The organism is Bradyrhizobium dasycarpum (genome assembly GCF_042019905.1).
GTDB lineage: Bacteria > Pseudomonadota > Alphaproteobacteria > Rhizobiales > Xanthobacteraceae > Bradyrhizobium > Bradyrhizobium japonicum_B.
Map to the genome: position 1 here is coordinate 1,033,316 of NZ_CP169574.1, position 23,906 is coordinate 1,057,221.

Below are 23,906 nucleotides of genomic sequence, written 5' to 3' on the forward strand. Positions count from 1 at the left end.
CGTCGTGGTGTCAGGCGTCGGTCTCGTCAGTTGCGCGGCGGCTTGGCCGCCACGATGTCGTCGGCCTTGACCCATCCAGGCGTGCCGACGGCAAAGCGGGTTTTCGCGCGCGTGGCGAGCTCGCGGGCGGTCTTGTTGTCGCCGCGCAAGTAAGCGGCCTGGGCCGACGCGAGATCCGCCTCGGCATAATCTCCCTTCCGGCCATAGGCCATCGCGAGCTGGCTGTAACCGAGGATGGCCTCGGGCTCCCGCGCCACCGCGGCGCGGAGAATCCGAACGGCGTCGTCGGTGTAGGCCTTATTATCGGTTCCAACCAGAGCCTGCCCAAGTAACATCTCGATGAGGGGTGAGTTGTTCGAGAGTGCGGCAGCCTTGCGCAGGGCAGGGATCGCCTCGGCCGGCTTGCCGCTTTCCAGCAGGGCCTGGCCACGCACCTCGTAAAAATACGGGTTGTTCGGCTGAACCTGGATCAGCGCGTCGATCTGGGTGAGCGCGTTGCGCAGATCGCCGTGCAGATAGGTGCTGATGGCGCGGGCATAGCGCGCCGGCATGCTGTCGTTCGACAGCGGATAGCGGCGGTAGACCGTCTCCGGCCGCTCCATGAAGGCGGATATCTTGGCGCGAACCATGTCGTGGCGAAGCTGAAGCGCGGGATCGTCCTTCTTGCTCCAATAGGGGCTGGAGCTTGCGAACTCCTGCAGCGCGGCAACGCGCTCGGCCGGCATCGGATGCGACTGGAGATAGGGGTCGGCGCCTCGCGCGGCGAACAGGCTCTCGCTGGTGAAGCGCTTGAAGGTCTCGTACATGCCCTTCGGCGATTGCTGGGTTGCGGTCAGGAATCGCACGCCGGCGCGGTCGGCGTTCTCTTCCTGCTGGCGCTGATAGGACAGCAGCGACCGGCGGATCACCTCCTGGGGAGCGGACATGGCGGCGGCGCCGGCATTGGCGAGCCCGTTGTTGCCGCTGCCGCGCTGGGTGCTGCCCGCAGCGATCGCGCCGGCGCCGAGCAGCATCGCGATGATCATCTGGGTCTGGGCGGCGGCGAGCTGCTCGCGCAGCTTGGACAGATGGCCGCCCGCCAGATGCCCGGTCTCGTGCGCGAGCACGCCGATGATCTGGTTCGGCGTCTCCGATTGAAGGATCGCGCCGTAATTGACGAAAATGCGGCGGCCATCGGCGACGAACGCGTTGAACGAGCCGTCGTTGAGGATCACCATCTGGATGTTCTGCTTCTCCAGACCTGCGGCGCGCAGGATCGGGCGCGTATATTCGCGCAGCAGCTGCTCGGTCTCGGTGTCGCGCAGGACCGGCGGCCCCTTGGCTTGCGCGCGCGCGGCGGAGAACGGCGTCAGCGCGATCGCCGCGGCCGTGACGAGGGCGGTGAGAGCGGAAGCCTTCTTGCGCAATGCGATCTGGAGCGACATCAAACGGTCTTGGTCAAACGGTCTGGAAAGCAGGTTCGTGATTGGTTTGGCGATTGGCGGCGGACCGGATACGCGATATGCCCTTGTGAGCCGTTCCCCTTATGAGCCGCACAATGCGGCCAGTCTGGGGCGCAAGCGCCCCGTTTCCCGGACCGGAGGCACCGGCCCGCCAGCGAAATAGCAGAAATCGATGCACGATGCGACTTTAAGGACCCGGTTGGGGCAGTGGCTCGAGCCCTCCGCCGCAGCGATGTTCCCCCGTTCATGGTGATGGACGTCATGGCCGCGGCGGCCCGATCGAGGCCGCCGGCGGCCATGTCATCCACATGGAGGTCGGCCAGCCCGCGGCCAGCGCGCCCAGGACGGCGATCGCCGCCGCCCATATGGCGCTCGAGACCGGGCGGATCGATTATACCTCCGCGCTCGGCATCCCCTCCTTGCGCGAGCGCATCGCACGCCATTATCGCGACGCCTATGGCTGCGACGTCAGCCCCGAGCGGATTGTGGTGACCACCGGCTCCTCCGGCGGGTTCATCCTGGCCTTCCTGTCGATGTTCGAGCCGGGCGACCGCGTCGCCGTGACGGTGCCGGGTTATCCGCCCTACCGGCACATCCTGACCGCGCTCGGTTGCGAGCCGGTGCTGATCGAGACCACGAACGAGACGCGCCATGCGCTCACCGGCGAGGCATTGCTCGCCGCCCATCGCAAGGCGCCGCTGAAGGGCGTGCTGGTCGGCAGCCCCGCCAATCCGACGGGGACGATGATGTCGCGCGACGCGCTCGCCGGCCTGATTGCGGCCGCCGAAGACGCGGGCATCCGCTTCATCTCGGACGAGATCTATCATGGGCTCGATTATGCGTTCCCGGCCGTCACCGCAGCCGCGCTGTCCGCGCACGCACTCGTGATCAATTCGTTCTCGAAATATTTTTGCATGACGGGCTGGCGCGTCGGCTGGATGGTCGTGCCCGAAATCCTGGTGCGGCCGATCGAGCGGCTGCAGCAGAACCTGTCGATCTCGGTGCCGGCGTTGTCGCAGATCGCGGCGCAGGCCGCCTTCGACGGTGCGGCCGAGATGGAAGCGATCAAGCACGGCTATCAGGAGAATAGGCAGATTTTGATCGAGGGATTGCCGAAAGCGGGCCTCAGCAAATTCCTGCCGGCCGATGGTGCATTTTATCTCTATGCCGACGTCTCGGACTTCACCTCCGACAGTTTCGAGTTCGCCAAGCAGATGCTCGAGCAGGCACGCGTTGCGGCGACGCCCGGCCTCGATTTCGATCCCGTTCACGGCCGATCGTTCATTCGTTTTTCGTATGCACGCTCGCCGGGGGAGATGCGCGAGGCAGTTGACCGGATCGCTCACTGGCTTAAATAGCCGCCAGTTTTCGACCAGCTCCGGAGTTCTCATCTTGCCTGACCACCGAACCGTCCCGACCGCTGCCGCGCCACATTTTTCTCTCGCCGCATTGATGTGGCCGACCCGGCCGGGCGAAACCGTCGGCGCAGTGCGTGCCGTCGTGCTGGTTGGACTCGGCACCGCATTGATGGCGCTGTCAGCCAAGGTCAGCCTGCCGCTGCCCTATGTGCCCATGACGTTGCAGACGCTGGTGGTGCTGATGATCGGCGCGGCCTATGGCTGGCGTCTTGGCAGCGCAACGATGATCGCCTACCTCGCCGAGGGCGCGCTTGGCGCGCCGGTCTTTGCCGGACCGGTGGGTGGGATTGCGCCGCTGATTGGCCCGACCGCAGGCTATCTGTTCGGCTTCATTGCGGCCGCCTTCGTGACCGGCTGGCTCGCCGAGCGCGGCTGGGATCGCAGCGTGGCGCTGCTGTTTGCAGCCATGGCTGTTGGCCATGTCGTCATTCTGGCCGCCGGCTTCGGCTGGCTGGCGTTCGGCCTCGGGCTCGGCGCTGCGAAGGCTTGGCAGGTCGGCATCGTGCCGTTCGTGGCGGCTTCGCTGATCAAGAACGCGCTTGGCGCGACGTTGATGCCGGCGGCGCGCAGGCTGATCGAGCGCCGGCGATAGAGCGCGAAAGGCTGATCGCCATCGTGCTCGGCGCACGCGTCGGCTGGCTCTGGCAGACCGTTGCCACCAACGATGAGATCAAGGCGCTCGGCGACGGCTCATCAAGCTGATCGAGATGGTAATCGCACCGATCATCTTCTGCACCGTCGTCTCCGGCATCGCCCACATCCAGGGGAGCGCTCGACGTAACGGGGCTGGTCGATCTTCTCGATCAGCCCATTTCTTCGATTCTAGAACCGCTCCGGTCGATAGGGCAGCGGATCGATCGTCGGCGTCTCGCCGCTCATGATCTCGGCGAGCAGGCGTCCGGTCGCGGGTCCCAGGGTGAATCCCTGGTGGCCGTGGCCGAAATTCATCCAGAGGCCGGGATGACGCGGAGCCTGCCCGAGCACCGGCAGCATGTCGGGGGTGCAGGGGCGGGTGCCGAACCAGGGGTCCGGCTCGACGCGTTGGCCGAGGTCGATCAGCTCGCGTGCGGAGCTTTCCGCGCTGGCGAGCTGCACCGGCGTGGCGAGGGCGTCCATGCCGGTCAATTCGGCGCCGGTGGTGATGCGGATTCCTTCGCCATCGGCCCCATGGCGTAGCCGCCGCCCTTGTCGACCAGCGGCAGATCGAGCGAGGCGCCGCCGCGGTAATGCATGTGGTAGCCGCGCTTGCGGACCAGCGGAATGCGATAGCCGAACTTGTGCAGCAGATCGGGTGACCACGGCCCGAGGGTCACGACGGCGTGGGCGGCGTCGAGGCGCCCCTGGTCCGTCGCGACCGACCAGCCGGTTGCGGTCTGCTGCAGCGACTGCGCATCGCCGAGCACGATGGTGCCGCCGAGGCGCTCGAACAGCTCGGCATAGGACGTGACCAGGGCGCCTGGATCGGACACGGTCCAGGTGTCGAGCCAATGGATCGCGCCGGGAAGATCGTCGCGCAGGATCGGCTCGGCCTTGGCGAGCTGGCTGCCGGACAGCACGCGAAAATTCACGCCGAATTCGCGCTGGTCTTCCTCCGCGGCCTTGATCGAGAGCTCCAGCTCCGCGGCGTTGCGGTACAGCGCCCGGTAGCCCGCGCGGCGGATCAGATTGTCGGCATGAGCCTCGCGAACGAGGATGTCGTGTTCCGAAGTCGCGTAGGCGATCAGTCGCGCCCAGGCCTCGATCGCCTCGCGATGCCGTTTCGGCGCCGAATGCCACCAATAGCGGAGCAGGGGCTCGATATGGCGGTGAAGCGACGACAGGCTGTAGCGCACGTCGTTGGTGCGGCCTGTCGCGATCTTCAGCAGCGTCGCAAGGTCGCGCGGCATCGGATAGGGGCGGACCGCTTCGGCCTGGATCATCCCGGCATTGCCGTAGCTGGTCTCGCGACCGGGCTCCCTGCGATCGACGAGCGTGACGGTCCAGCCGCGCTGCTGCAGGTGCAGTGCGGCGCTCACACCGATCATGCCGCCGCCGAGAACCATTGCGCTTTGCATCGGAAGACTTCTCCTGTCGGATCGCGTTATTCCCAGGATCATTCCCAAGATCATTCCCAGGTGAGGAAGCCGGGGGCAGCGGAGAGCGGCCGCGCCGCGGCAAGCCGCGCCAGATCCGGGACGGGCCGGCACAATTGCGCATCGCCCGCGAACGCCGCCTCGATGCCCGCGGCGACCGAGAGCACGATGGCGTCGCCGCCACGCGGACCGATGATCTGGAGGCCGAACGGCAGGCCGGCTTCATCGAGCCCGAGCGGAATGCTGATCGCGGGATGACCGGGGAGCGTGACGGCGTAGGCCAGCGCGAGCCAGTGGAAATAAGACCTGGTCGGCACGCCGTCGATCTCAGCCGGATGAGGCTCCGACCACGGCCGCGGGCTCAGCGTAATGGTCGGGCTGATCAGCACGTCGCAGGTTTCGAAGAAGCTCTGATAGGCGCGATATATCCGCGTCTGCGTCGCCGTGGCCCGTGCGTGGTCTTCGAGCGTGTAGCCCAGCCCTTCCTCGACATTGGCGCGGACATTGGGGCCAAGCATCTCGCGACGTTCCCTGTAGTTCTTGCCGTGCATCGCCAGGAACAGGCCTGCGCGCAGCACCGCGAAGGCGTCGTCCGCGCCGGAGCAATCCGGCGTCGCCTCGCGGGATTCAGGAGAACAGCGGCGCGAGCTTCTTCACCCGGGCGCGGAACACGCGCCGGATCGCCTGCTCGGTCGGGGCAAAGCCAAAATCCTCGGTGAAGGCGAGACGCAGCTTGCCGAGCTCTGCGGGGCGCGGGGCGGCCCAGCGCTCGGCGCGAGCGCGCACGGGCTCGCCGGGCAGCGTATAGGCGAGCGGATCGCGGGCATCATCGCTCGCCATCACCGACAGCATCAGTGCAGTGTCGGCGACGTTGCGCGCCATCGGCCCGTCGGTCGACAGATTGGACCAGCCGAACGCACGCTTCTCGCTGGCCACGAGGCCGTAGGACGGACGCATGCCGACGATGCCGGCGAAGCCTGCCGGATTGCGCAGGGAGCCGCCGGTGTCCGAGCCGGAGGCGAGCGGAGCCATGCCGCAGGCCAGCGCCACCGCCGAGCCGCCGGAGGAGCCCGCCGCCGAGCGCAGGGGATCGAAGGGATTGCCGGTCGCGCCGAATACGGGATTGCGGGTGTTGCCGCCCGCCGCCCATTCCGGCGTGTTGGTCTTGCCGAAGATGACGGCGCCCGCCGCGCGCAGGCGCGCGACCGAGCCCTGGTCGGCAGCGGGGACGTTGTCCTTCAGCAGCGGGCTGCCATAGGTGGAGCGCATCCCGGCAGTGTCCTGGGTGTCCTTGATGAGAACGGGAAGCCCGTGCAGAGCACCGCGATCCTCCCCGCCCAGGATGGCGGCCTCGGCCGCCTTGGCGGCGGCGCGTGCGCCCGGCTCGTCCAGCGTCACGACCGCGTTGACGGCGGGGTTGATCGCGGCGATGCGGGACAGACAGGCGTCGAGCAACTCGACGGGCGAGATTGCCCGCGCGGCCAACAGGCGACGCAGTTCGACGGCGCTGGAATCGCAAAGCTCTGACAATGCCGGTCCCCTTTCAGATTGCGAAAACGGCTTAGCACATCGTCGCTACGACGAAACGAAAACGCCCGGCGGATGCCGGGCGTTTTGCATTTGGATGTTCGGCCTTATTCGCCGCCGCCGAAACGGCGGGACCACCAGCCGGCGCGGCGCGGGACGGCGGGCGTGTCGCTTGCCGGTTGCGGCGCGGGTTCAGCTGCCGGGGCGGGCGGCGTGACCGGCTCGGCCGCCTGCGCAACCGGCGACACTTGCGTTGCCGGCTCGCTCGGGCCGCTCGACAGGAAGCTCACCTTTTCGCGCACCGTTGAGCGGCGCCGTGCGGCCTTGTCGTCGACGGGCTCTTCCTCCGCGGCAACGGGCTCGGGCTGAGCCGGTGCCTCGGCCTGCACCTCGGCGCGCGGTTCGGGCTGCGAGGCCTGCGGTTCAGCGCTGTGCTCGGCCTGTGCAATCGAGGGCGCAGCCTCATTGCCGAAGCCGTCGAAATCGGCGACCGCCTCGGCAGCTTCCGATGGCTGATTGGTGCCGAGTTCGTCGCTGATCGAGCCGGCGAGACCTTCCTCGCTGCCACCGCGACGGCGGCGACCGCCGCGGCGACCGCGCCGGCGCCGGCGCTCGCCGCTGCCCTGCTGCTCGCCGCGGGCTGCTTGTTCCTCGCCTTCCTCGCCGTCCTGTTCGGATTCGGCATCGTCCTCGCCTTCGCCGGCCGCAACGGCCGCCTCGGGAAGAGTGGGAGGGCTATCCTCGCGCAACTCGCCGTCGCGCGGGCCACCGCGGCCGCGGCGGCGACGTCGGCGCTTGCGGCGCTGGCCGTCCTGGTCGGACGCGGCATCGCCGGACGCCTGCTCTTCGGCGAGACCTTCGGTCTCCTCGGTTTCGACCTCGGATTCGGTCTCGATGTCGAAGACGTCCTCATCCTCGTAGGGCTCTTCGGCCGCTGGCGGCGGGCTCGCAACCGCCTGCGCCGCAAGCAGCGCCTTGGCGGCTTCCAGCGTATGCACCTGCTCGCCGCGGTCGATCACGTAAGCCTGAGGTCCGCTGACAGACTGATCGGCAATGACCGACAGCGTCACCTTGAAGCCGTTCTCGAGGTCGCGCAGGTGGCCGCGCTTGTGGTTGAGCACATAGAGCGCGACGTCGGTACGGGTGCGGACCACGAGATTGTGGGTCGCGCCCTTCATCAGGATTTCTTCGAGACCGCGCAGCAGCTGCAGCGCCACCGAGGACACCGAGCGGACATGGCCGGTGCCGCCGCAATGCGGGCACGGATCGGTCGAGCTTTCCAGCACGCTGGCGCGGATGCGCTGGCGCGACATCCTCGAGCAGGCCGAAATGCGAGATGCGTCCGACCTGGATGCGGGCGCGATCCTGCCTGAGGCAGTCGGACAGCTTGCGCTCGACCGCACGGTTGTTGCGCTTCTCGTCCATGTCGATGAAGTCGATGACGATCAGGCCGGCGAGGTCGCGCAGGCGAAGCTGGCGGGCGACCTCTTCGGCCGCCTCCAGGTTGGTCTTCAGCGCGGTATCCTCGATATGGTGCTCGCGCGTCGATCGGCCGGAATTGACGTCGATCGAGACCAGCGCCTCGGTCTGGTTGATGACGATGTAGCCGCCGGAGCGCAGCTGCACGGTCGGCGAGAACATCGCGTCGAGCTGGCTCTCGACGCCCATGCGTGAGAACAGCGGCTGACCGTCGCGATATTGCTTCACCGCGCTGACATTGGCGGGCATCAGCATCTTCATGAAGTCGCGCGCTTCGCGGTAGCCGGACTCGCCGGCCACCTGAATCTCGTCGATCTCCTTGTTGTAGAGGTCGCGCAGCGAACGCTTGATCAGCGAGCCTTCCTCGTAGACGAGCGTCGGGGCCTGCGACTTCAGCGTGAGGTCGCGCACCGTCTCCCACATCCGGATCAGATATTCGAAGTCGCGCTTGATCTCCGGCTTGGTCCGGGCGGCGCCGGCCGTGCGCAGGATGATGCCCATGCCCTCGGGCACGTCGAGATCCTGCACCACTTCCTTCAGACGGGAACGGTCCTGGGCGCTGGTGATCTTGCGGCTGATGCCGCCGCCGCGCGCGGTATTCGGCATCAGCACGGCATAGCGGCCGGCGAGCGACAGATAGGTCGTCAGCGCAGCGCCCTTGTTGCCACGCTCTTCCTTGACGACCTGCACCAGCATCACCTGGCGGCGCTTGATGACCTCCTGGATCTTGTACTGGCGACGCGGGCGGAACGTGCGCTCCGGCACTTCCTCCAGCACGTCGTCGCCGCCGACGGATTCGACGACTTCCTCTTCGGCTTCATCGCCGTCTTCGTCCTCATCCTCGTCTTCGTCGTCTTCGTCGGCTGCGTCCCCGGCGTCGGCATGCGGCGCTTCGGTGCTCTCGCCGTACACGGCGTCGGCCGGCTCGGCGGCGGCAGTCACGGCTTCGGCAAGGGCCTCGGCGTGCGCTTCGGAAGGGGCGGCCTCCTGCGGCTCGGCAACCGTTGCGGTCGCGACCACGGGCTCGGCGCCGACGGCCGCGACAGGCGCGGGCGTCTCGCCGGCATGATCATGGTCGTGATGATCGTGCGGATGGTCGTGATCGTGACCATGGTCGTGATCGTGGGCGGGCTCGTCAGAATGGGCATGACGATCGCCGTGATCATGCTCGCCATGATCATGTCCGTCATGATCGTGGTCGTGGCTCGCGTGCTCGCCGTGATGCTCGGCATCGGCATGCAGGTGCTCGCCTTCCTGCAAGGCACCCTCGCCATGCTCCGGCTGCGCCGCGCCCTCGATCGGCTGGGCGGCGGGATCGGCGCCGGCGTCGAGGCCTTCGACGATGTCGCTGCGCACGCGCTCGCCGTGACCGCGGCGGCGGGCATTGCGGTGGCGTGAACGACGGCGCCCGTGGGAGCGATTCTCGCTCTCCTCTTCGGCCTCGCGATGGGCCTGTTCCTCGGCCTCGATCAGCGCCTGCCGGTCGGCGACCGGGATCTGGTAATAGTCGGGATGGATTTCGCTGAAGGCGAGGAAGCCGTGGCGGTTGCCGCCATATTCGACGAAGGCGGCCTGGAGCGAGGGTTCGACCCGTGTGACCTTGGCGAGGTAGATATTCCCGCGCAGTTGCTTGCGTTGCGCGGTCTCGAAATCAAACTCTTCGACGCGATTGCCGCGGACCACGACGACCCGGGTCTCTTCCGGGTGGGTGGCATCGATCAACATCTTGTTGGGCATGTCTTAACTCTTGGCGGCGGCGGGCGCGATTCACCGTGGGCGCGTATCGCGCCGCCGGGTGACGCGACGGTCCACCTGATTCGGGGGTGAGGGGAAGGCCGAAACGCCGTCTCTCGCGCCTTGCCGGACCGGAAGCTTCAGGACCATTGCGGCGCGCGGGAACTTCACTCCGCAGCGTCGCGAATGGTCCTTCAGAATTCGTCGGCACAGTCTGGCGCATCAAGCGTCGGCCCGTATGAAACATTGGGCGGCGAGGCCGCCCTTCAATCAGTTGCTGCAGGCCAGGCATGGCGCGAGCGCGCTCGCCTTGGGGATGAAGAACCGTTCCCTTGGGATCAAGGGAACGGGTAATGGGTTACGTCGCTGTCAGAACCGTCCCGGTAACGTGAGTGGTAACCAGGGACCGGTCCGCCGCCGACGCGTGACCCGTTCCACCCGCTGCCGCGCACTGCGCTGGCCTTAGAGAGAAACGGAAAACGCTGGAATTCCCAAATTTTGGGAGTTCCGGCGCTGCACCGGGAGGCTGAATGCGACACAACCGAAAATATCGGCCGTCAGCATTCCGTACATACGAGGAATGAGCCATCCGTGCAAGGAGCGTCGCACGGCGGTCACAGTCGAAGAGTTTCGCACGTCTGTCATTAAGGATCGATTAACCCTGTGGTTCTATTGCGTTAAGAGGGCTGCTCGGAGGCACGGAATCGGTGGCGAGCCGCACACATCGACGGGTTTTGCTGGGATGCGCGCTGTTGTGCGTTGCAGCATTGCCATGTGCTGATTCCTCGCGCCTGAGGGCAGCGGAAAGCCAGCCGCAACCCACTGTTGCAGCGGCGAATTTTCCGATCGCATCGGCCGCCCGGCTGGCCGGCGACGGCAAGCAGACCCGCTTCATTCTCGACATCAACCAGGCCGTTACCTTCCGCGCCGTCACGCTGGCTGACCCGTACCGGGTCGTCGTCGACGTGCCGCAGGTCAATTTTCAGCTGCCCGCGGGCACGGGGGCCGGAGGGCGCGGACTGGTCAAGGCCTTCCGCTATGGCCTCGTCATGCCCGGCGGCTCGCGAATCGTGTTCGACCTGACGGGACCGGCCAAGATCGCCAAGTCCTACGTGGTCGAGGCGGCCAACGGCCAGCCAGCCCGGCTTGTGCTGGAGCTCGAGGAGGTCGACCGTGCCGCCTTCATGCAGGCGCTCGCGCCCGAAAGCCGCCCCGAGCTGCGGCCCACCATCGCCGAGGCGCAGCCTGCAACGGCGCCGGCGACCACAGCCCCGGAAACGGCGCAGCAGAAGTCCGACGGCCGCCCGGTGGTCGTGATCGATCCCGGCCATGGCGGCATCGACAATGGCACGCAGTCGAGCGGCGAAAGCGAGAAGAACCTGGTGCTGGCTTTCGGGCTGGCGCTGCGCGACAGGCTGGAGAAGGCCGGCAAGTACCGTGTGGTCATGACGCGGGACGACGACACCTTCATTCCCCTCAATGACCGCACCAAGATCGCCCGCAACCACAAGGCGGCGCTGTTCGTCTCGATTCATGCCGACGCGCTGCCGCGAGCCGAGGGCGATGCGCAGGGCGCGACCATCTATACACTGTCCGACAAGGCGTCCGACGCCGAGGCCCAGCGGCTAGCGGATGCGGAAAACCGGGCCGATGCGATCGCCGGCTTCAACCTCGCGGAGGAGCCGAATGAGGTCGCCGACATCCTGATCGATCTCACGCAGCGAGAAACGCGCACTTTTTCAAACCGTTTCGCCCGCCTCTTGATGGGCGAAATGAAGACGACCGTGCGGATGCACAAGCATCCCCTGAAGTCGGCCGGCTTCCGGGTCCTGAAGGCGCCCGACGTGCCCTCGGTGCTGGTCGAGATCGGCTACGTCTCCAACAAGGGCGACCTCGAGCATCTGGTTTCCGAGGGCTGGCGGTCCCGTGCCGTGGGCTCGATGGCGCAGGCGATCGACGGGTTTTTGACCAAGCGGATGGCCACGGCGGGATCGTCCAATTGACGACCCCGGAATCGGCGAACTGACGCCCCGGGGGGTATTCGAAACTGAAAGGGTATCCGTCCCGTCGCAAAGGCCCTAGTTTGGCCACAGCGGGCGCTTTATAAAAAATGCCGCAGGGGGTTCCGGAATCGGCGAGAATCCTGTTCGGCAAGCGTCTTAAGTCCGGCACTGATGGTATTGTGTAAGCGGGCGAATTCGCGACGTGAGGTTGGTGCCAGTTTGGGGCGCCAGTTTTTTGGGTCCGATGGGATCGATACTGGGCTGATCCAGACTTTGAACGGATAAATAGATAATGCGCTTGCTGGTGCGGTTCATGGGCTTCCTGTTCGCCGCGGGAACGGTGGTGTTCCTTGTTGGTGTCGGGGCCGTGGCAGGCTTGATCTGGCATTTCTCCAAGGACTTGCCAGACTATTCTCAGCTTCAGGATTACGAGCCGCCGGTGATGACCCGCGTGCACGCGGTCGATGGTTCGCTGGTCGGCGAATACGCCAAGGAACGGCGCCTTTATCTGCCGATCCAGGCGGTGCCCAAGCTCGTGATCAACGCGTTCCTCGCGGCCGAGGACAAGAACTTCTACGAGCATGGCGGCATCGACTACACCGGCATGGCGCGCGCGGGCCTGGTCTACATCCAGAACTACGGCTCGAACCGCCGTCCGCAAGGCGCCTCCACCATCACCCAGCAGGTCGCCAAGAACTTCCTTCTGACCAACGAGGTCTCGTTCGCCCGCAAGATCAAGGAAGCCTTGCTGGCGATGCGGATCGAGAAGACCTATTCGAAGGACAAGATCCTCGAGCTGTATCTAAACGAGATCTATCTCGGTCTCGGTGCCTACGGCATCGCGGCCGCTTCGCTGGTCTATTTCGACAAGTCGGTGAACGAGCTGACCGTGGCGGAAGCGTCCTATCTGGCGGCGCTGCCCAAGATGCCGGCGACGCTGCATCCGGTCCGCAACCGCGACCGCGCCATCGAGCGCCGCAACTATGTCGTCGACCGTCTGCTGGAGAACGGCTGGATCAAGCAGGCCGACGCCGACAAGGCGCGCAAGGAGCCGCTCGCCGTCACCAGCCGTTCCAACGGCGCCCACACGTTCGCCGGCGAATATTTCGCCGAGGAAGTTCGCCGCGACATCTTCGAGCGCTACGGCGAGAAGAAGCTGTATGAAGGCGGCCTGTCGGTCCGCACCACGCTGAATCCCAAGATCCAGGTCATGGCGCGCAAGGCGATGGTCACCGGCCTCGTGAACTATGACGAGCAGCAAGGCTATCGCGGCGCCATCAGCAAGCTCGACATCTCGGGTGACTGGGGCGTCAAGCTCGCCGAGATCAAATCGCTCTCCGACATCTCGCCCTGGCGCATGGCGGTCGTGCTGGAAACCAGCGACCAGTCGGCGCGCATCGGCTTCCAGCCGAGCCGCGAGCTTGGCGGCGCCGTCAGCAAGCAGCGCGAGACCGGCATCATCACGGTCGACGGCGTCAAATGGGCACGAGCCGCACAGGGCGGAACCAAGGGCAAGACGCCGACGGCGGTGTCGCAGGTGCTGCAGCCGGGCGACGTGATCTATGCCGATCCGCTCTACAAGGACGGCCAGCCGGTCGAGGGCCAGTACCGCCTGCGCCAGATCCCCGAAGTGTCCGGCGCGATGGTGGCGATGGATCCCTGGACCGGCCGCGTGCTCGCGATGGTCGGCGGCTTCTCGTTCGATCAGAGCCAGTTCAACCGCGCCACGCAGGCCTATCGGCAGCCGGGTTCGTCGTTCAAGCCGATCGTGTATTCGGCTGCGCTCGACAACGGCTATACCCCCTCGACCGTCGTGCTCGACGCTCCCATCGAAATCGATCAGGGGCAGGGCGCCGGCGTATGGCGGCCGGAGAACTTCTCCTCGGGCAAATTCCAGGGACCGGTGACGCTGCGCAACGCGCTGCGACAATCCCTCAACACGGTGACGGTGCGCCTTGCGCAGGACATCGGCATGCCGCTGATCGGCGAATATGCCCGCCGCTTCGGCGTCTATGACGAGCTGCCGAACTATCTCTCCTATGCGCTCGGCGCCGGCGAAACGACCGCAATGCGTATGGTCACGGCGTACTCGATGCTCGCCAATGGCGGCCGCCGCGTGAAGCCGACGCTGATCGACCGTATCCAGGACCGTTACGGCCGCACCATCTTCAAGCACGACCAACGCGAATGCCGCGGCTGCGACGCCCCGGGCGGCTGGAAGAACCAGGCCGAGCCGCAGCTGATCGACCGCCGCGAGCAGGTGCTGGATTCCATGACCGCCTACCAGATCACCGAGCTGATGGAGGGCGTGGTGCAGGCGGGTACGGCGACGGTCATCAAGGACGTCGGCAAACCCGTCGCCGGCAAGACCGGTACCACCAACGAGGCGAAGGACGCCTGGTTCGTCGGCTTCTCGCCCGACATCGCGGTCGCCATTTACATGGGCTACGACAAGCCGCGTCCGCTCGGTAAGGGCAATGCCGCAACCGGCGGCCATCTGGCGGCTCCGATCGCGCGCGATTTCCTCAAGCTCGCGCTCGCCGACAAGCCTGCGGTTCCCTTCAAGGTGCCGGCCGGCATCAAGCTCGTCCGCGTCGTCTCCAAGACCGGCATGCGCGCCGGTCCCGGCGAGACCGGCGGCACCATCCTCGAAGCCTTCAAGCCGGGCACGGCGCCGCCGGACAATTACTCGGTCATCGGCGTCGCCGACGCCGAAGGGCGCATGCCGGTCTCGCAGCAGCAGCCGGATTCCGGCTTCCTGATGCGGCCGGGCACCGGCGGGCTGTGGTAGGCCGCGGATAAGTCGACGATCACGGCTCCGGCGGTTGCGCTTTACGGCCGCCGCCGCTACATCCCCTCTCGAACTGCACGCGGGATTCCGCAAGACAGAGAACAACATGCGCGCCGAAATCGAACGGTTGGTAGAAGAGATCAAGCAGTCAGTCGGGCTGCTGAGGAGGCATCTTTGACGTCGAGAAATCGACGGCGCGCCTCGCTGAGCTGAACAAGCTCGCTGAAGATCCCAATCTCTGGAACGATCCCCAGAAAGCCCAGAAGCTGATGCAGGAGCGCACCTCGCTTGAGGATCTGCTCTCGGGCATCGGCAAGGTCGAGCAGGAGCTCGAAGACGATATCGGCATGATCGAGCTCGGCGAGGCCGAGGGCGATGACGGCGTCGTCGCCGAGGCCGAAGCCGCGCTGAAGAACCTCAAGAAGGAAGTGGCGCGGCGCGAGCTCGAAGCGCTGCTGTCGGGCGAAGCCGACCGCTTCGATTCCTACCTCGAAGTCCACGCCGGCGCCGGCGGCACCGAGAGCCAGGACTGGGCGCAGATGCTGCTGCGCATGTACACGCGCTGGGCGGAAAATCACGGCTTCAAGGTCGAATATCTCGAAGAGTCCGAGGGCGAAGAGGCCGGCATCAAGTCGGCGACCATCCAGGTCTCCGGCCACAACGCCTATGGCTGGCTGAAGACGGAAGCCGGCGTGCACCGCCTGGTGCGCATCTCGCCGTTCGATTCCAATGCGCGGCGCCACACCTCGTTCTCCAGCGTGCAGGTGTTTCCCGTCATCGACGACAGCATCAAGATCGACATCAAGGAATCCGACGTTCGCGTCGATACGATGCGATCCGGCGGCGCCGGCGGCCAGCACGTCAACAAGACCGAATCCGCGGTGCGCCTCACGCACATTCCGACCGGCGTCGCGGTGGTCTGCCAGGCCGGCCGCTCCCAGCACAAGAACCGGGCACAGGCCTGGGACATGCTGCGCGCGCGCCTCTACGAGATCGAGCTGAAGAAGCGCGAGGAGAAGGCCGCCGCCGACCAGGCCGCCAAGACCGATATCGGCTGGGGCCACCAGATCCGCTCCTACGTGCTGCAGCCCTATCAGATGGTGAAGGATCTGCGCACGGGCGTGCAGACCTCCGACACATCGGGCGTGCTCAACGGCGAGCTCGACGAGTTCATGGCCGCGACGCTGGCGCAGCGCGCGTTCGGCACCACGACCGGCGAGATCGAGGACGTGGACTGATCATGCCCCGTGTCGCCTTCATCGGATTGGGGCGGATGGGGCACGGCATGGCCGGCCGCTATCTCGATGCCGGCTTCACCGTGACGCTGTGGAATCGCAGCAGGGCAAAAGCGGACGACCTGATCGCCCGCGGCGCCCATTGGGCGACCTCGCCGGAGGATGCCGCGATCGATGCCGACGCCGTCGTGACCATGGTCGCCGACGACGAGGCCTCGCGCGCGGTCTGGCTCGGGCCGAAGGGCGCGGCCAAGACCGCCAAGGCCGGCACCATCGCGATCGAATGCTCGACCGTCTCCTATGACCATGCCCGCGAGATGGGCCGCGAGCTGAATGCGCGCGGGCTGATCTACATCGACTGCCCCGTGACCGGACTGCCCGATGCGGCAGCCGCCGGAAAGCTGACGCTGCTGGTCGGCGCAGACAGCGCCGATCTCGAACGCGCGCGGCCTTATCTCGAACCGATCGGCACGACCATCCGCCATTTCGGCGCGGTCGGCTCCGGCACCGTCTACAAGCTCATCAACAATCTGATGGGCGCGATCCAGATCGCCGGCCTCGCCGAGGGCCTTGCGATCGCCGAGCAGGCCGGGCTCAACATGAAGCTCGTGCTGGAATCGATCCAGGCGGGCGTCGCTGCAAGCCCGCAGGTCACGCGTCATTCCAAGCGCATGGTCGCCCGCGATTTTTCCGGCGCGACCTTCACCGCGGCGCTGCGGCACAAGGATGCCGCCTACGCCGTGAAGCTGGCGGAGAGCCTCCTGGCCGGCAAGCCGCTGGTCGCGCGCGCCGCGGTCGAGGCCTATGCGCAGGCCAAGGCGGCGATGCCTGATGATGATGAAGGCAGGATGATCGAGCTGGTGTCGCGGCCGAAATAAGCCGCTTGGCGCTGTTCCGGAAATCGGGTGGTCGCTTCCATGGCTTCGGGCTAGGCGAAGGCTTTGGGCGCCAGATGCGAGACCTCATGCTTCCGACGGATAACAGGATCGACGCACGCGACTGGTTGCTGTTGGGTCTCCTTTCGATCCTGTGGGGCGGCTCGTTCTTTTTCAACAGCGCGGCCTTGAGGGAATTGCCGCCATTGACGCTGGTGCTGCTGCGAGTGGCGGCGGGTGCGGCCCTGCTTCTGCCGCTGCTGCGGCTTTATCGGATCAGCCTTCCGGGAGACGTCGCGAGTTGGCGGCCGTATGTCGCCATGGCGTTGCTGAACAACGTATTGCCTTTTTGCATGATCGTGACCGCGCAATTGTACATTTCGAGCGGGCTGGCGTCGATCCTCAACGCGACCACTCCCTTATTCACCGTCGTCGTCATGGCGGCTGTCGGAGAGGAGAGGCTGATAGCGCGTCGGGCTGCCGGTGTTGTCGTGGGCCTGATCGGCGTCATCATTCTCAAGGGGGCTGGGATCGAGGTGCTGACAGGTCAGGGGATCGGGATTCTGCTTTGCCTCGGTGCGGCTCTCAGCTACGGATTCGCGGCCTTGGTGGCACGGCGCTGGCTGTCGAAATCACCTCCGCTTGCGACGGCGACATGTCAGTTGCTCGCATCGACGGTCATGATGACGGCGCTGGCTTTCGTGTTCGACCGGCCATGGCGCCTGCCGATGCCCGGCGTGACCACCTGGCTCGCCGTGCTCGGCTCGGCTGGTCTCTCGACCGCGCTCGCATATCTCGTTTTTTTCCAGGTGCTGCGGCGCTCGGGAGCAACCAACGTGACTTTGGTAACGCTCCTCGTTCCCGTGACGGCAATCCTGCTCGGCTATCTCGTCCTGGGCGAGCCGATTTCAGTGCGTGAGATTGCCGGCGCTCTGATCATTGCCAGCGCGCTTCTCGTGATCGATGGACGCGTATTGCGTCGTTTCGTTCGGTCGCATTGAAGACACCACTGGCTGAGGCGGTGGTCGACGCGAATGGAACGTGATCGTTCGGGGGGAGACTGTGGAGCTTTCCGCGGTGCAGGTCGGAAACTAACCCGCGCTGAGCCGGACGCCGGCGCGCAGGAATTTTTGCGGATCCACTGCTTCGCCTTCGATGCGGGTCTCGTAGTGCAGGTGAGGACCGGTCGAACGGCCCGTGGAGCCGACGAGACCGACGACCTGGCCGATCTTCACGATCTCGCCGACCTTGACGTTGATCTCCGAGAGATGGCCGTAGCGGGTCGACAACCCGTTGCCGTGATCGACCTCCACCATGCGGCCGTAGCCGCCGGACCAGCCGGCGGAAACGACCTTGCCGTTGGCGGTGACGCGGACCGGATCGCCGCTGGCGGCGCGGAAGTCGAGCCCGGTATGCATCGCGGGCCGGCCGAGGAAGGGATCGCTGCGGACGCCGAAGCCTGAGGTGAACTCGACCTCGCCGATGACGGGCTTGCGGTAGGGCACCAGCGCCAGCGTGCGGTTGAGACGATCCATCTCGGCGCGGGTGATGTTGATGCGATTGAGCTGCTTCTCGAACGGCCCGGCATTGGCGGTCAGCTTGATGGGAACGAAGGGCCCGCCCATTGCGCTGCGCGGCACGGCGGCTTCGAGACTGGCGAGGTTGAGACCGAGATCGCTGACCACGCCGCGCATCCGGCGCATGCGTGAGTCCATGCTTTCCTCGACCGCGCTGAGCACCGCCATCTGGCGACGCTCGACCTGATCGAGCGAGGTGGTGAGCCGGACCAGGACGTTGTCGAAGCCATGGTTCTTCGCAAATTGATTGGTCTGGGGAGCCACGACGGAGGGGGCGCGCGATTCGAGCCGCGCCTCACGGTCTGGCGGCGCCACGAAGATCACGGTGTCGCTGATCGGCGAGGGCTTTGGCGTGCTCTGGCTCGAATCGCCGCGCTGCGGGACCGCACGGGGAATCGAGCCGGTCACGTCGGGCATGGCCCCGAGCGCCGTGGCCCGGGACTCCAGCGCCGTCTGGCGCTTCATGATCTGGTCGAGCTTCTGGTCGAACTGTTCCTGGTCGAGCAGCTGCCGGCTGGTGGTGCGATCGACCTTGGCGCGCAGCTCGGCGATGCGATCCTCATAGGCGTATTGCATCTCGGCCTGACGGGCGATCAGCCGGGTCAGCACGTCGTCACGGAAAGCGAAGTAGGTGGCGGTCGCCGCCGACCAGAGACCGAGCAGCACCACCGTACCGACCACGATCCAGAACACCACGGGCCCAAAGCGGACCTGCTTGCCGGCATGGACAATGGTGTAGGCATCGTCGGTCGCAGGAAGGGGGATCGCCGCGGCGGCCGCGACCGCGGGACGGCGCTGGAAGGCCCGGCCATGGTCGTGCGGATGATGTTGGGGGTACTGCGAATATTGGGCAGAACTTTTCGACATCGGCACTCCCGCGCCGGTCGGATGAGTCCGTACGGCCCTAATTGCCGCAGCAATCTGGGCCGGTCATGGTTAATTTTCCGGAAACGGGAACAGGCGAATTCAAAGGACTGGTTAAAGGCTTCTTGCCGCCTCCAGCACCGCATCGGCATGCCCGTCGACCCGGACATTGCGCCAGATCCTGGCCACCTTGCCGTCAGCCCCGACCAGGATCGTGGTGCGAAGAATTCCAAGGAAGCTCTTGCCATACATGGACTTTTCACCCCAGGCGCCATAGGCCTCGAGCATCTCGTGCTGCTCGTCCGAGATGAGCGGGACACCGAGACCGTGCTTGTCGCGGAACTTCTCCTGGGCCTTTAAGGGATCGGCGGAGATCCCGAGCACGGCGGTGCCGGCGGCTGCGAAGGCGCCGGCGAGGCGGGTGAAGTCGATCGCCTCCCGGGTGCAGCCGGGCGTGTCGGCGCGGGGATAGAAGAACAGCACCAGCTTTCGGCCGGCATAATCCGCCAATGTGACGACGTCGCCGCCGTCGCGGGGCAGGCGGAAGGCGGGGGCCTTCTGGCCCTCGGCCAGGCCGGCCTTCGCCGTCGCGGAGGCCGATTTGGAGGAATTTAACTGTTTCGATGCGGCCTTATGTGATCCTGATTTTGCTAAAGTCCCGGCTGATTTGCTCGCCGGTGTCCGCTGCGTCTTTGCGGACTTTGTTTGAGTCGATGCCCGTGCTTTCAGGGTCTTCTTCTTAGCCGTCGGACTGCCGGAGGGCGCTGTGGACGATTTCTTTTGGGATTTCTTGGACATACGCCTTCCTTTCGACGCTTTCGGCGGGTCAACCGAAACGGTATTGCAGCTCTCGTCCGGTGTGCCGGACTGGCGCCCTTGGCTGGGCAAGTCTGACGACGCCGGAGTATGGTTACAAGGAATTCCACGCACCACCCCACTGCTCGTTGAACGCGCTCCCGGGGCGAAATGACGAACAGCAGGAATATTCGAAGTATGGCTGCAATGCCGGCGCAGGGAGCTTTGCTTCCTGGGGACGGCTGTGGTCCCGGCGGCGCTCAATCTCATGACGGGCGCCTGTATCGAGAGGCAATGGCAAGGAATAAGTCGCCCCAGGATTACAATCGGGACTTCGATCGGCACGGCGGTCAACAGCCGCAGGAATGGGACGACGCCGATTGGGATCCGGATCAGGAGGCGGCCGCGGGCCATCGCGCGCGCCGGCTGTTGGCGCGTTCCAGCTCGCGCTTCCTTCGCTTCGGCGACGGGTTTGGCGCGCTGCGCCGCTGGCTGGCCGCCGATCGCTGGCTGAAGCGCCTCGTCCTCGTCGTCGGGACTGTTGCCGTCATCTTCGTCGGCTGTTTCGCTGCGCTGTGGTGGCGGCTCGGCGCCGGTCCGATCAATCTCGACATCGCCACGCCGTGGCTGGCCGCCGCGATCGAGGACAATATCGGCCACGGCAACACGGTTGAGATCGGTGGCACCCAGATCGAGCGGGCCGGGCGGGTCCGCATCGCCGTCCGTATCCGTGACATCATCGTCCGCGACCGCGATCACGCCGTCGTCGCCAGCGCGCCGAAGGCCGAGGTCAAGCTGTCGGGGGCGGGCCTGCTGATGGGGCACCTGCGTGCCGAAAGCCTCAATCTCGTCGATGCCGAGCTCGCGATCCGGATCGCGCCCGACGGCACTGTCACCGTGTCCGCCGGCGACACCGCAAAGCCGCTGGCCACCGGCGTCGCCTCGAAGAAGGATGCCGGCCTGCCACCGACATTCCCGCGCAGCGGCGTTCCGCCGCCGCCCTTCGCCACGGCGCCCGTCGGCCAGGATCCATCTCAAGCCGCCTCCCAGGGCCCGCCCCAGGCGACCGCGCAGAGCGGCATTCTTCAGGGCCTCGACTGGCTCGACAGCCTGAGCATGACCGGTCTGGACGGCCAGAACCTCAACGAGATCGGTCTGAAGAACGGCAATCTGATCGTCGACGATCAGCAGCGCGGCAGCAAATGGTCGTTTGAGAACATCACGCTCAGCCTGCGCCGGCCGAGCCGCGGCGGCGTCACGCTCAGCCTCGGCGAGGAGGGCGCGCGCCCCTGGATGCTGCGGGCCACGATCGGTCCGGCCGAGAACGGCGTGCGCTCGGTCGACATCAAGGCCGACAAGGTCTCGACCTCCAACATCCTCCTGGCGCTGCGGGTCAAGGACCTCACCTATACCGCCGATTTGCCGCTGACCGGCGAGCTCAAGGGCGAGCTCGGCCGCGACGGCGTGCCGACCTTCTTCCGCGGCAAGATCGCGGTCGGCGCGGGCAATATCATCGACACCGACACGCCCGACTATCCGATGGCGATCGACCAGGCCGAGATCAATCTCGAGTGGGATGCCAACCGCCGGGTGCTGGTGGCGCCGTTCAAGGTGCTGTCGGGCGCGAACCGGCTGACGCTGCTGGCTCATCTCGAGCCGCCCAACGGCACCGTCAACGACTGGCAGCTCGGCTTCAGCGGCGGGTCGATCCTGCTCGGCGGCATCGACAACGAGCCGCCGCTCGTCTTCAACCGCATCGCGATCGGATTCCGCTTCGACACCGACCACAAGCGCTTCCTGCTGACGCAGGCCGATATCAGCAACGGCGAGATCGGCGTCGCCGGCACCGGTGCGATCGACTATTCGGGCGAGCCGCGCCTGACGCTGGGCTTTGCGGGAACGCCGATGTCGGCCTCCGCGCTGAAGCGGATGTGGCCGACGCTCGTCGTTCCCGAGTTGCGCGAATGGGTCATCGAGCGGATCGAGCGCGGCACGCTTCAGCGCATCGAGATCGGCATCAATTCTCCGACGAAGAATCTTCCGCGCAAGGGCCCGCCCATTCCCGACGACGGCCTCTCGGTCAACATCGTGGCGAGCGGCGTCGCGGTCCGTCCCGTGGACGGCATGCCGGTCGTGCACGATGCCGATCTGAAGGCGCGCGTGACCGGCCGCACCGCGACCGTGACGATCGGCCAGGGCATCGCCGATACGCCTGCGGGCCGCAAGATCACGATCTCCGATTTCGTCTTCGAGGTGCCCGACATGGCGCCGAAGCCGTCGCCGTCGCGGACCAGGTTCCGCGTCGATGGCCCGGTGCCCGCGGCCGCTGAAATGCTGTCCAATGATCGCCTCAGCGATCTGTCGTCGACAATCGTCGATCCCAACACCAGCAAGGGGACGTTCACGGCGAACATTCAGCTCGGCCTGCCGGTCAAGGGCGAATTGACCAAGGCTGACACCATCTATGCCGTCAGTGCCGACCTCAACGGCTTTGCCGCCGACAAGCTGGTGATGAACCAGAAGCTCGAGGCCAACAACCTCAAGATCGTCGCCAACAACGGGGGTTATCAGGTCAAGGGCGACGTCAAGATCAACGGGCAGGCGGCCTCGCTCGACTATCGCAAGCCGACCGAAGGCGATGCGGACGTCAGGCTGCAGGCGACGCTGGACGATGCGAGCCGCGCGCGCCTCGGCTTTGATCTCAGCCCCGCCGTCAGCGGATCGTTGCCGATCAAGCTGTCGGGCAAGATCGCCGGCGGTCCCGACCAGACCACGAAGCTCGGCGTCGAGGCCGACCTGACGTCGGTCAAGCTCGACAATATCCTGCCGGGCTGGGTCAAGCTGCCGGGCAAGTCGGGCAAGGCCAGCTTCAAGGTGGTGCCGACCGCGCAATCGACGCGTCTGGAGGACATCGTCATCGAAGGCGGCGGCGCTTCGATCAAGGGGTCGCTCGAAGTCGACGCGAACGGCGACCTCGTCAACGCGAACTTCCCGATCTATTCGCCGTCCGACGGCGACAAGACCTCGTTGAAGGCCGAGCGTGGTCAGGACGGCGTCATCAGGGGCACCATACGCGGCGACGTGTTCGACGGCCGCGGGTTCCTGAAGTCGGCGATCTCAGGCAATTCCAAGGACGACAAGAACAACAAGATGCGGAACGTCGATTTCGACATCGACGTGAAGCTCGGTGCCGTCGCGGGCTTCAACGGCGAGGCGATGCGCAGCGTCGATGCCAAGATGTCGAAGCGCAACGGCGCCATCAAGGCCTTTACCCTGAACGGTAAGATCGGCCGCGATACGCCGGTGGCGGCCGATCTCCGCGGCGGGCGTGCGCAGGGCAGCCGCGAAGTGATCTATCTCCAGACCAACGATGCCGGCGCGCTGCTGCGCTTCACCGACACCTACACCAAGGCGGTCGGCGGCCAGATGGTGGTCGCGATGGAGCCGCCGACATCCGAGCCGAACACCTCGCGCGAGGGCCTCATCAACGTCCGCGACTTCACGGTGAAGGGCGAGGCGCAGCTCGAGCGCGTCGCCGCCGGCGCGCCCAACGGCACCGGCAACGGCGTCTCCTTCAGTGCGCTGCGCGCCGAGTTCACCCGGCAGAACGGCGCCCTGACGATCCGCGACGGCGTCGTCAAGGGCCCGATGATCGGCGCCACCATCGAAGGCTCGATCGACTATCCCGGCAATCAGGTCTGCATGAGCGGCACCTTCGTGCCGATGTACGGGTTGAACAACATGTTCGGACAGATTCCGGTCCTCGGGCTGTTCCTGGGCGGTGGCGACAAGGAGGGACTGATCGGCGTGACCTACGAGGTCATCGGCACGCCGGCTGCGCCCGTGATGCGCGTCAATCCGGTCTCGGCGATGGTGCCGGGCGTGTTCCGCAAGATCTTCGAGTTCAACACCGGCAAGCAGAACACGCCGTTCGAGGAATTCCCCTCGCAGTCGAACGACGGCTCGACCGGGTCGACGCGTCAGCTCTCGAGCGGCTGCAGCCTCACGCGGCGGTAGAAGCGGGCGGCTGCTCCGGCGTCATGGCCGGGCTTGTCCCGGCCATCCACGTCTCACCACATGGCACGAAGAACGTG

General features: G+C 66.1%; 10 protein-coding genes and 5 pseudogenes. 9 read left to right on the forward strand and 6 right to left on the reverse strand.

All coding sequences use genetic code 11. The features are described 5' to 3' along the window. Positions 1-26: 26 nt before the first annotated feature. Positions 27-1,424 (reverse strand): M48 family metalloprotease, encoded by a 1,398-nt coding sequence (locus ACETMP_RS05330; protein WP_375160152.1) that lies wholly within the window; start codon positions 1,422-1,424, stop codon positions 27-29. A gap of 190 nt (positions 1,425-1,614) precedes the next feature. Here ACETMP_RS05330 and ACETMP_RS05335 point away from each other — a divergent pair. The 3 genes and pseudogenes from ACETMP_RS05335 to ACETMP_RS05345 all read left to right on the forward strand — a co-directional run. Then, positions 1,615-2,800, forward strand: a pseudogene (locus tag ACETMP_RS05335) (pyridoxal phosphate-dependent aminotransferase). 94 nt (positions 2,801-2,894) lie between these two features. Then, the gene (locus ACETMP_RS05340; protein ID WP_375161845.1) at positions 2,895-3,452 is read left to right on the forward strand and encodes a biotin transporter BioY; all 558 of its coding nucleotides are present in this window, start codon (positions 2,895-2,897) and stop codon (positions 3,450-3,452) included. A gap of 11 nt (positions 3,453-3,463) precedes the next feature. Then, positions 3,464-3,636 (forward strand): annotated as a pseudogene (locus tag ACETMP_RS05345) (cation:dicarboxylate symporter family transporter); the annotation flags it as partial. Between the two features lie 46 nt (positions 3,637-3,682). Here the strand turns inward: ACETMP_RS05345 and ACETMP_RS05350 are convergent. From ACETMP_RS05350 to ACETMP_RS05360, 3 pseudogenes are all read right to left on the reverse strand, one after another. Next, positions 3,683-4,914, reverse strand: a pseudogene (locus ACETMP_RS05350) (NAD(P)/FAD-dependent oxidoreductase). A 50-nt stretch (positions 4,915-4,964) separates the two neighbouring features. Next, positions 4,965-6,462, reverse strand: a pseudogene (locus ACETMP_RS05355) (amidase). Between the two features lie 104 nt (positions 6,463-6,566). Then, positions 6,567-9,675, reverse strand: a pseudogene (locus ACETMP_RS05360) (Rne/Rng family ribonuclease). Positions 9,676-10,379: 704 nt separating this feature from the next. On the opposite strand from ACETMP_RS05360, the gene ACETMP_RS05365 reads away from it, so the two are divergent. The 5 genes from ACETMP_RS05365 (at position 10,380) to ACETMP_RS05385 (ending at position 17,577) form a co-directional block, all read left to right on the forward strand. Then, a complete protein-coding gene (locus ACETMP_RS05365; protein ID WP_375160153.1) occupies positions 10,380-11,675 on the forward strand; it encodes an N-acetylmuramoyl-L-alanine amidase in 1,296 nt (431 codons plus the stop codon). Between the two features lie 292 nt (positions 11,676-11,967). Further along, positions 11,968-14,466 (forward strand): penicillin-binding protein 1A, encoded by a 2,499-nt coding sequence (locus ACETMP_RS05370; RefSeq protein WP_375160154.1) that lies wholly within the window; start codon positions 11,968-11,970, stop codon positions 14,464-14,466. A 106-nt stretch (positions 14,467-14,572) separates the two neighbouring features. Further along, positions 14,573-15,704, forward strand: a protein-coding gene (prfB, locus tag ACETMP_RS05375) for a peptide chain release factor 2 (RefSeq protein ID WP_375160155.1) whose coding sequence is annotated in 2 segments (ribosomal slippage) — positions 14,573-14,641 and positions 14,643-15,704 — 1,131 coding nt in all. Because the reading frame shifts where the segments join, the coding sequence is not laid out codon by codon here. A gap of 2 nt (positions 15,705-15,706) precedes the next feature. Then, entirely contained in the window at positions 15,707-16,579 is an 873-nt protein-coding gene (locus tag ACETMP_RS05380; RefSeq protein WP_375160156.1) for an NAD(P)-dependent oxidoreductase, read from the forward strand. Positions 16,580-16,665: 86 nt separating this feature from the next. After that, on the forward strand, positions 16,666-17,577 hold the full coding sequence (locus tag ACETMP_RS05385) for a DMT family transporter (RefSeq protein WP_375161846.1): 912 nt from the start codon (positions 16,666-16,668) through the stop codon (positions 17,575-17,577). A gap of 90 nt (positions 17,578-17,667) precedes the next feature. Here ACETMP_RS05385 and ACETMP_RS05390 read toward each other — a convergent pair whose 3' ends face one another. Continuing rightward, entirely contained in the window at positions 17,668-19,020 is a 1,353-nt protein-coding gene (locus tag ACETMP_RS05390; protein WP_375160157.1) for a peptidoglycan DD-metalloendopeptidase family protein, read from the reverse strand. A 111-nt stretch (positions 19,021-19,131) separates the two neighbouring features. Next, on the reverse strand, positions 19,132-19,815 hold the full coding sequence (locus ACETMP_RS05395; protein WP_375160158.1) for a peroxiredoxin: 684 nt from the start codon (positions 19,813-19,815) through the stop codon (positions 19,132-19,134). A gap of 204 nt (positions 19,816-20,019) precedes the next feature. Here ACETMP_RS05395 and ACETMP_RS05400 point away from each other — a divergent pair, with 204 nt between their 5' ends. Continuing rightward, positions 20,020-23,829, forward strand: coding sequence for a DUF3971 domain-containing protein (locus ACETMP_RS05400; protein WP_375161847.1), 3,810 nt, complete (start codon positions 20,020-20,022; stop codon positions 23,827-23,829). The last annotated feature ends 77 nt before the right edge of the window (positions 23,830-23,906 follow it).

Bases quoted from the DNA above. Each gene is read 5' to 3' on its own strand.
- ACETMP_RS05330 (WP_375160152.1), bottom strand. From the start codon at position 1,424: ATGTCGCTCCAGATCGCATTGCGCAAGAAGGCTTCCGCTCTCACCGCC.
- ACETMP_RS05340 (WP_375161845.1), top strand. From the start codon at position 2,895: ATGTGGCCGACCCGGCCGGGCGAAACCGTCGGCGCAGTGCGTGCCGTC.
- ACETMP_RS05370 (WP_375160154.1), top strand. From the start codon at position 11,968: ATGCGCTTGCTGGTGCGGTTCATGGGCTTCCTGTTCGCCGCGGGAACG.
- ACETMP_RS05380 (WP_375160156.1), top strand. From the start codon at position 15,707: ATGCCCCGTGTCGCCTTCATCGGATTGGGGCGGATGGGGCACGGCATG.
- ACETMP_RS05385 (WP_375161846.1), top strand. From the start codon at position 16,666: ATGCTTCCGACGGATAACAGGATCGACGCACGCGACTGGTTGCTGTTG.
- ACETMP_RS05390 (WP_375160157.1), bottom strand. From the start codon at position 19,020: ATGTCGAAAAGTTCTGCCCAATATTCGCAGTACCCCCAACATCATCCG.
- ACETMP_RS05395 (WP_375160158.1), bottom strand. From the start codon at position 19,815: ATGTCCAAGAAATCCCAAAAGAAATCGTCCACAGCGCCCTCCGGCAGT.
- ACETMP_RS05400 (WP_375161847.1), top strand. From the start codon at position 20,020: ATGCCGGCGCAGGGAGCTTTGCTTCCTGGGGACGGCTGTGGTCCCGGC.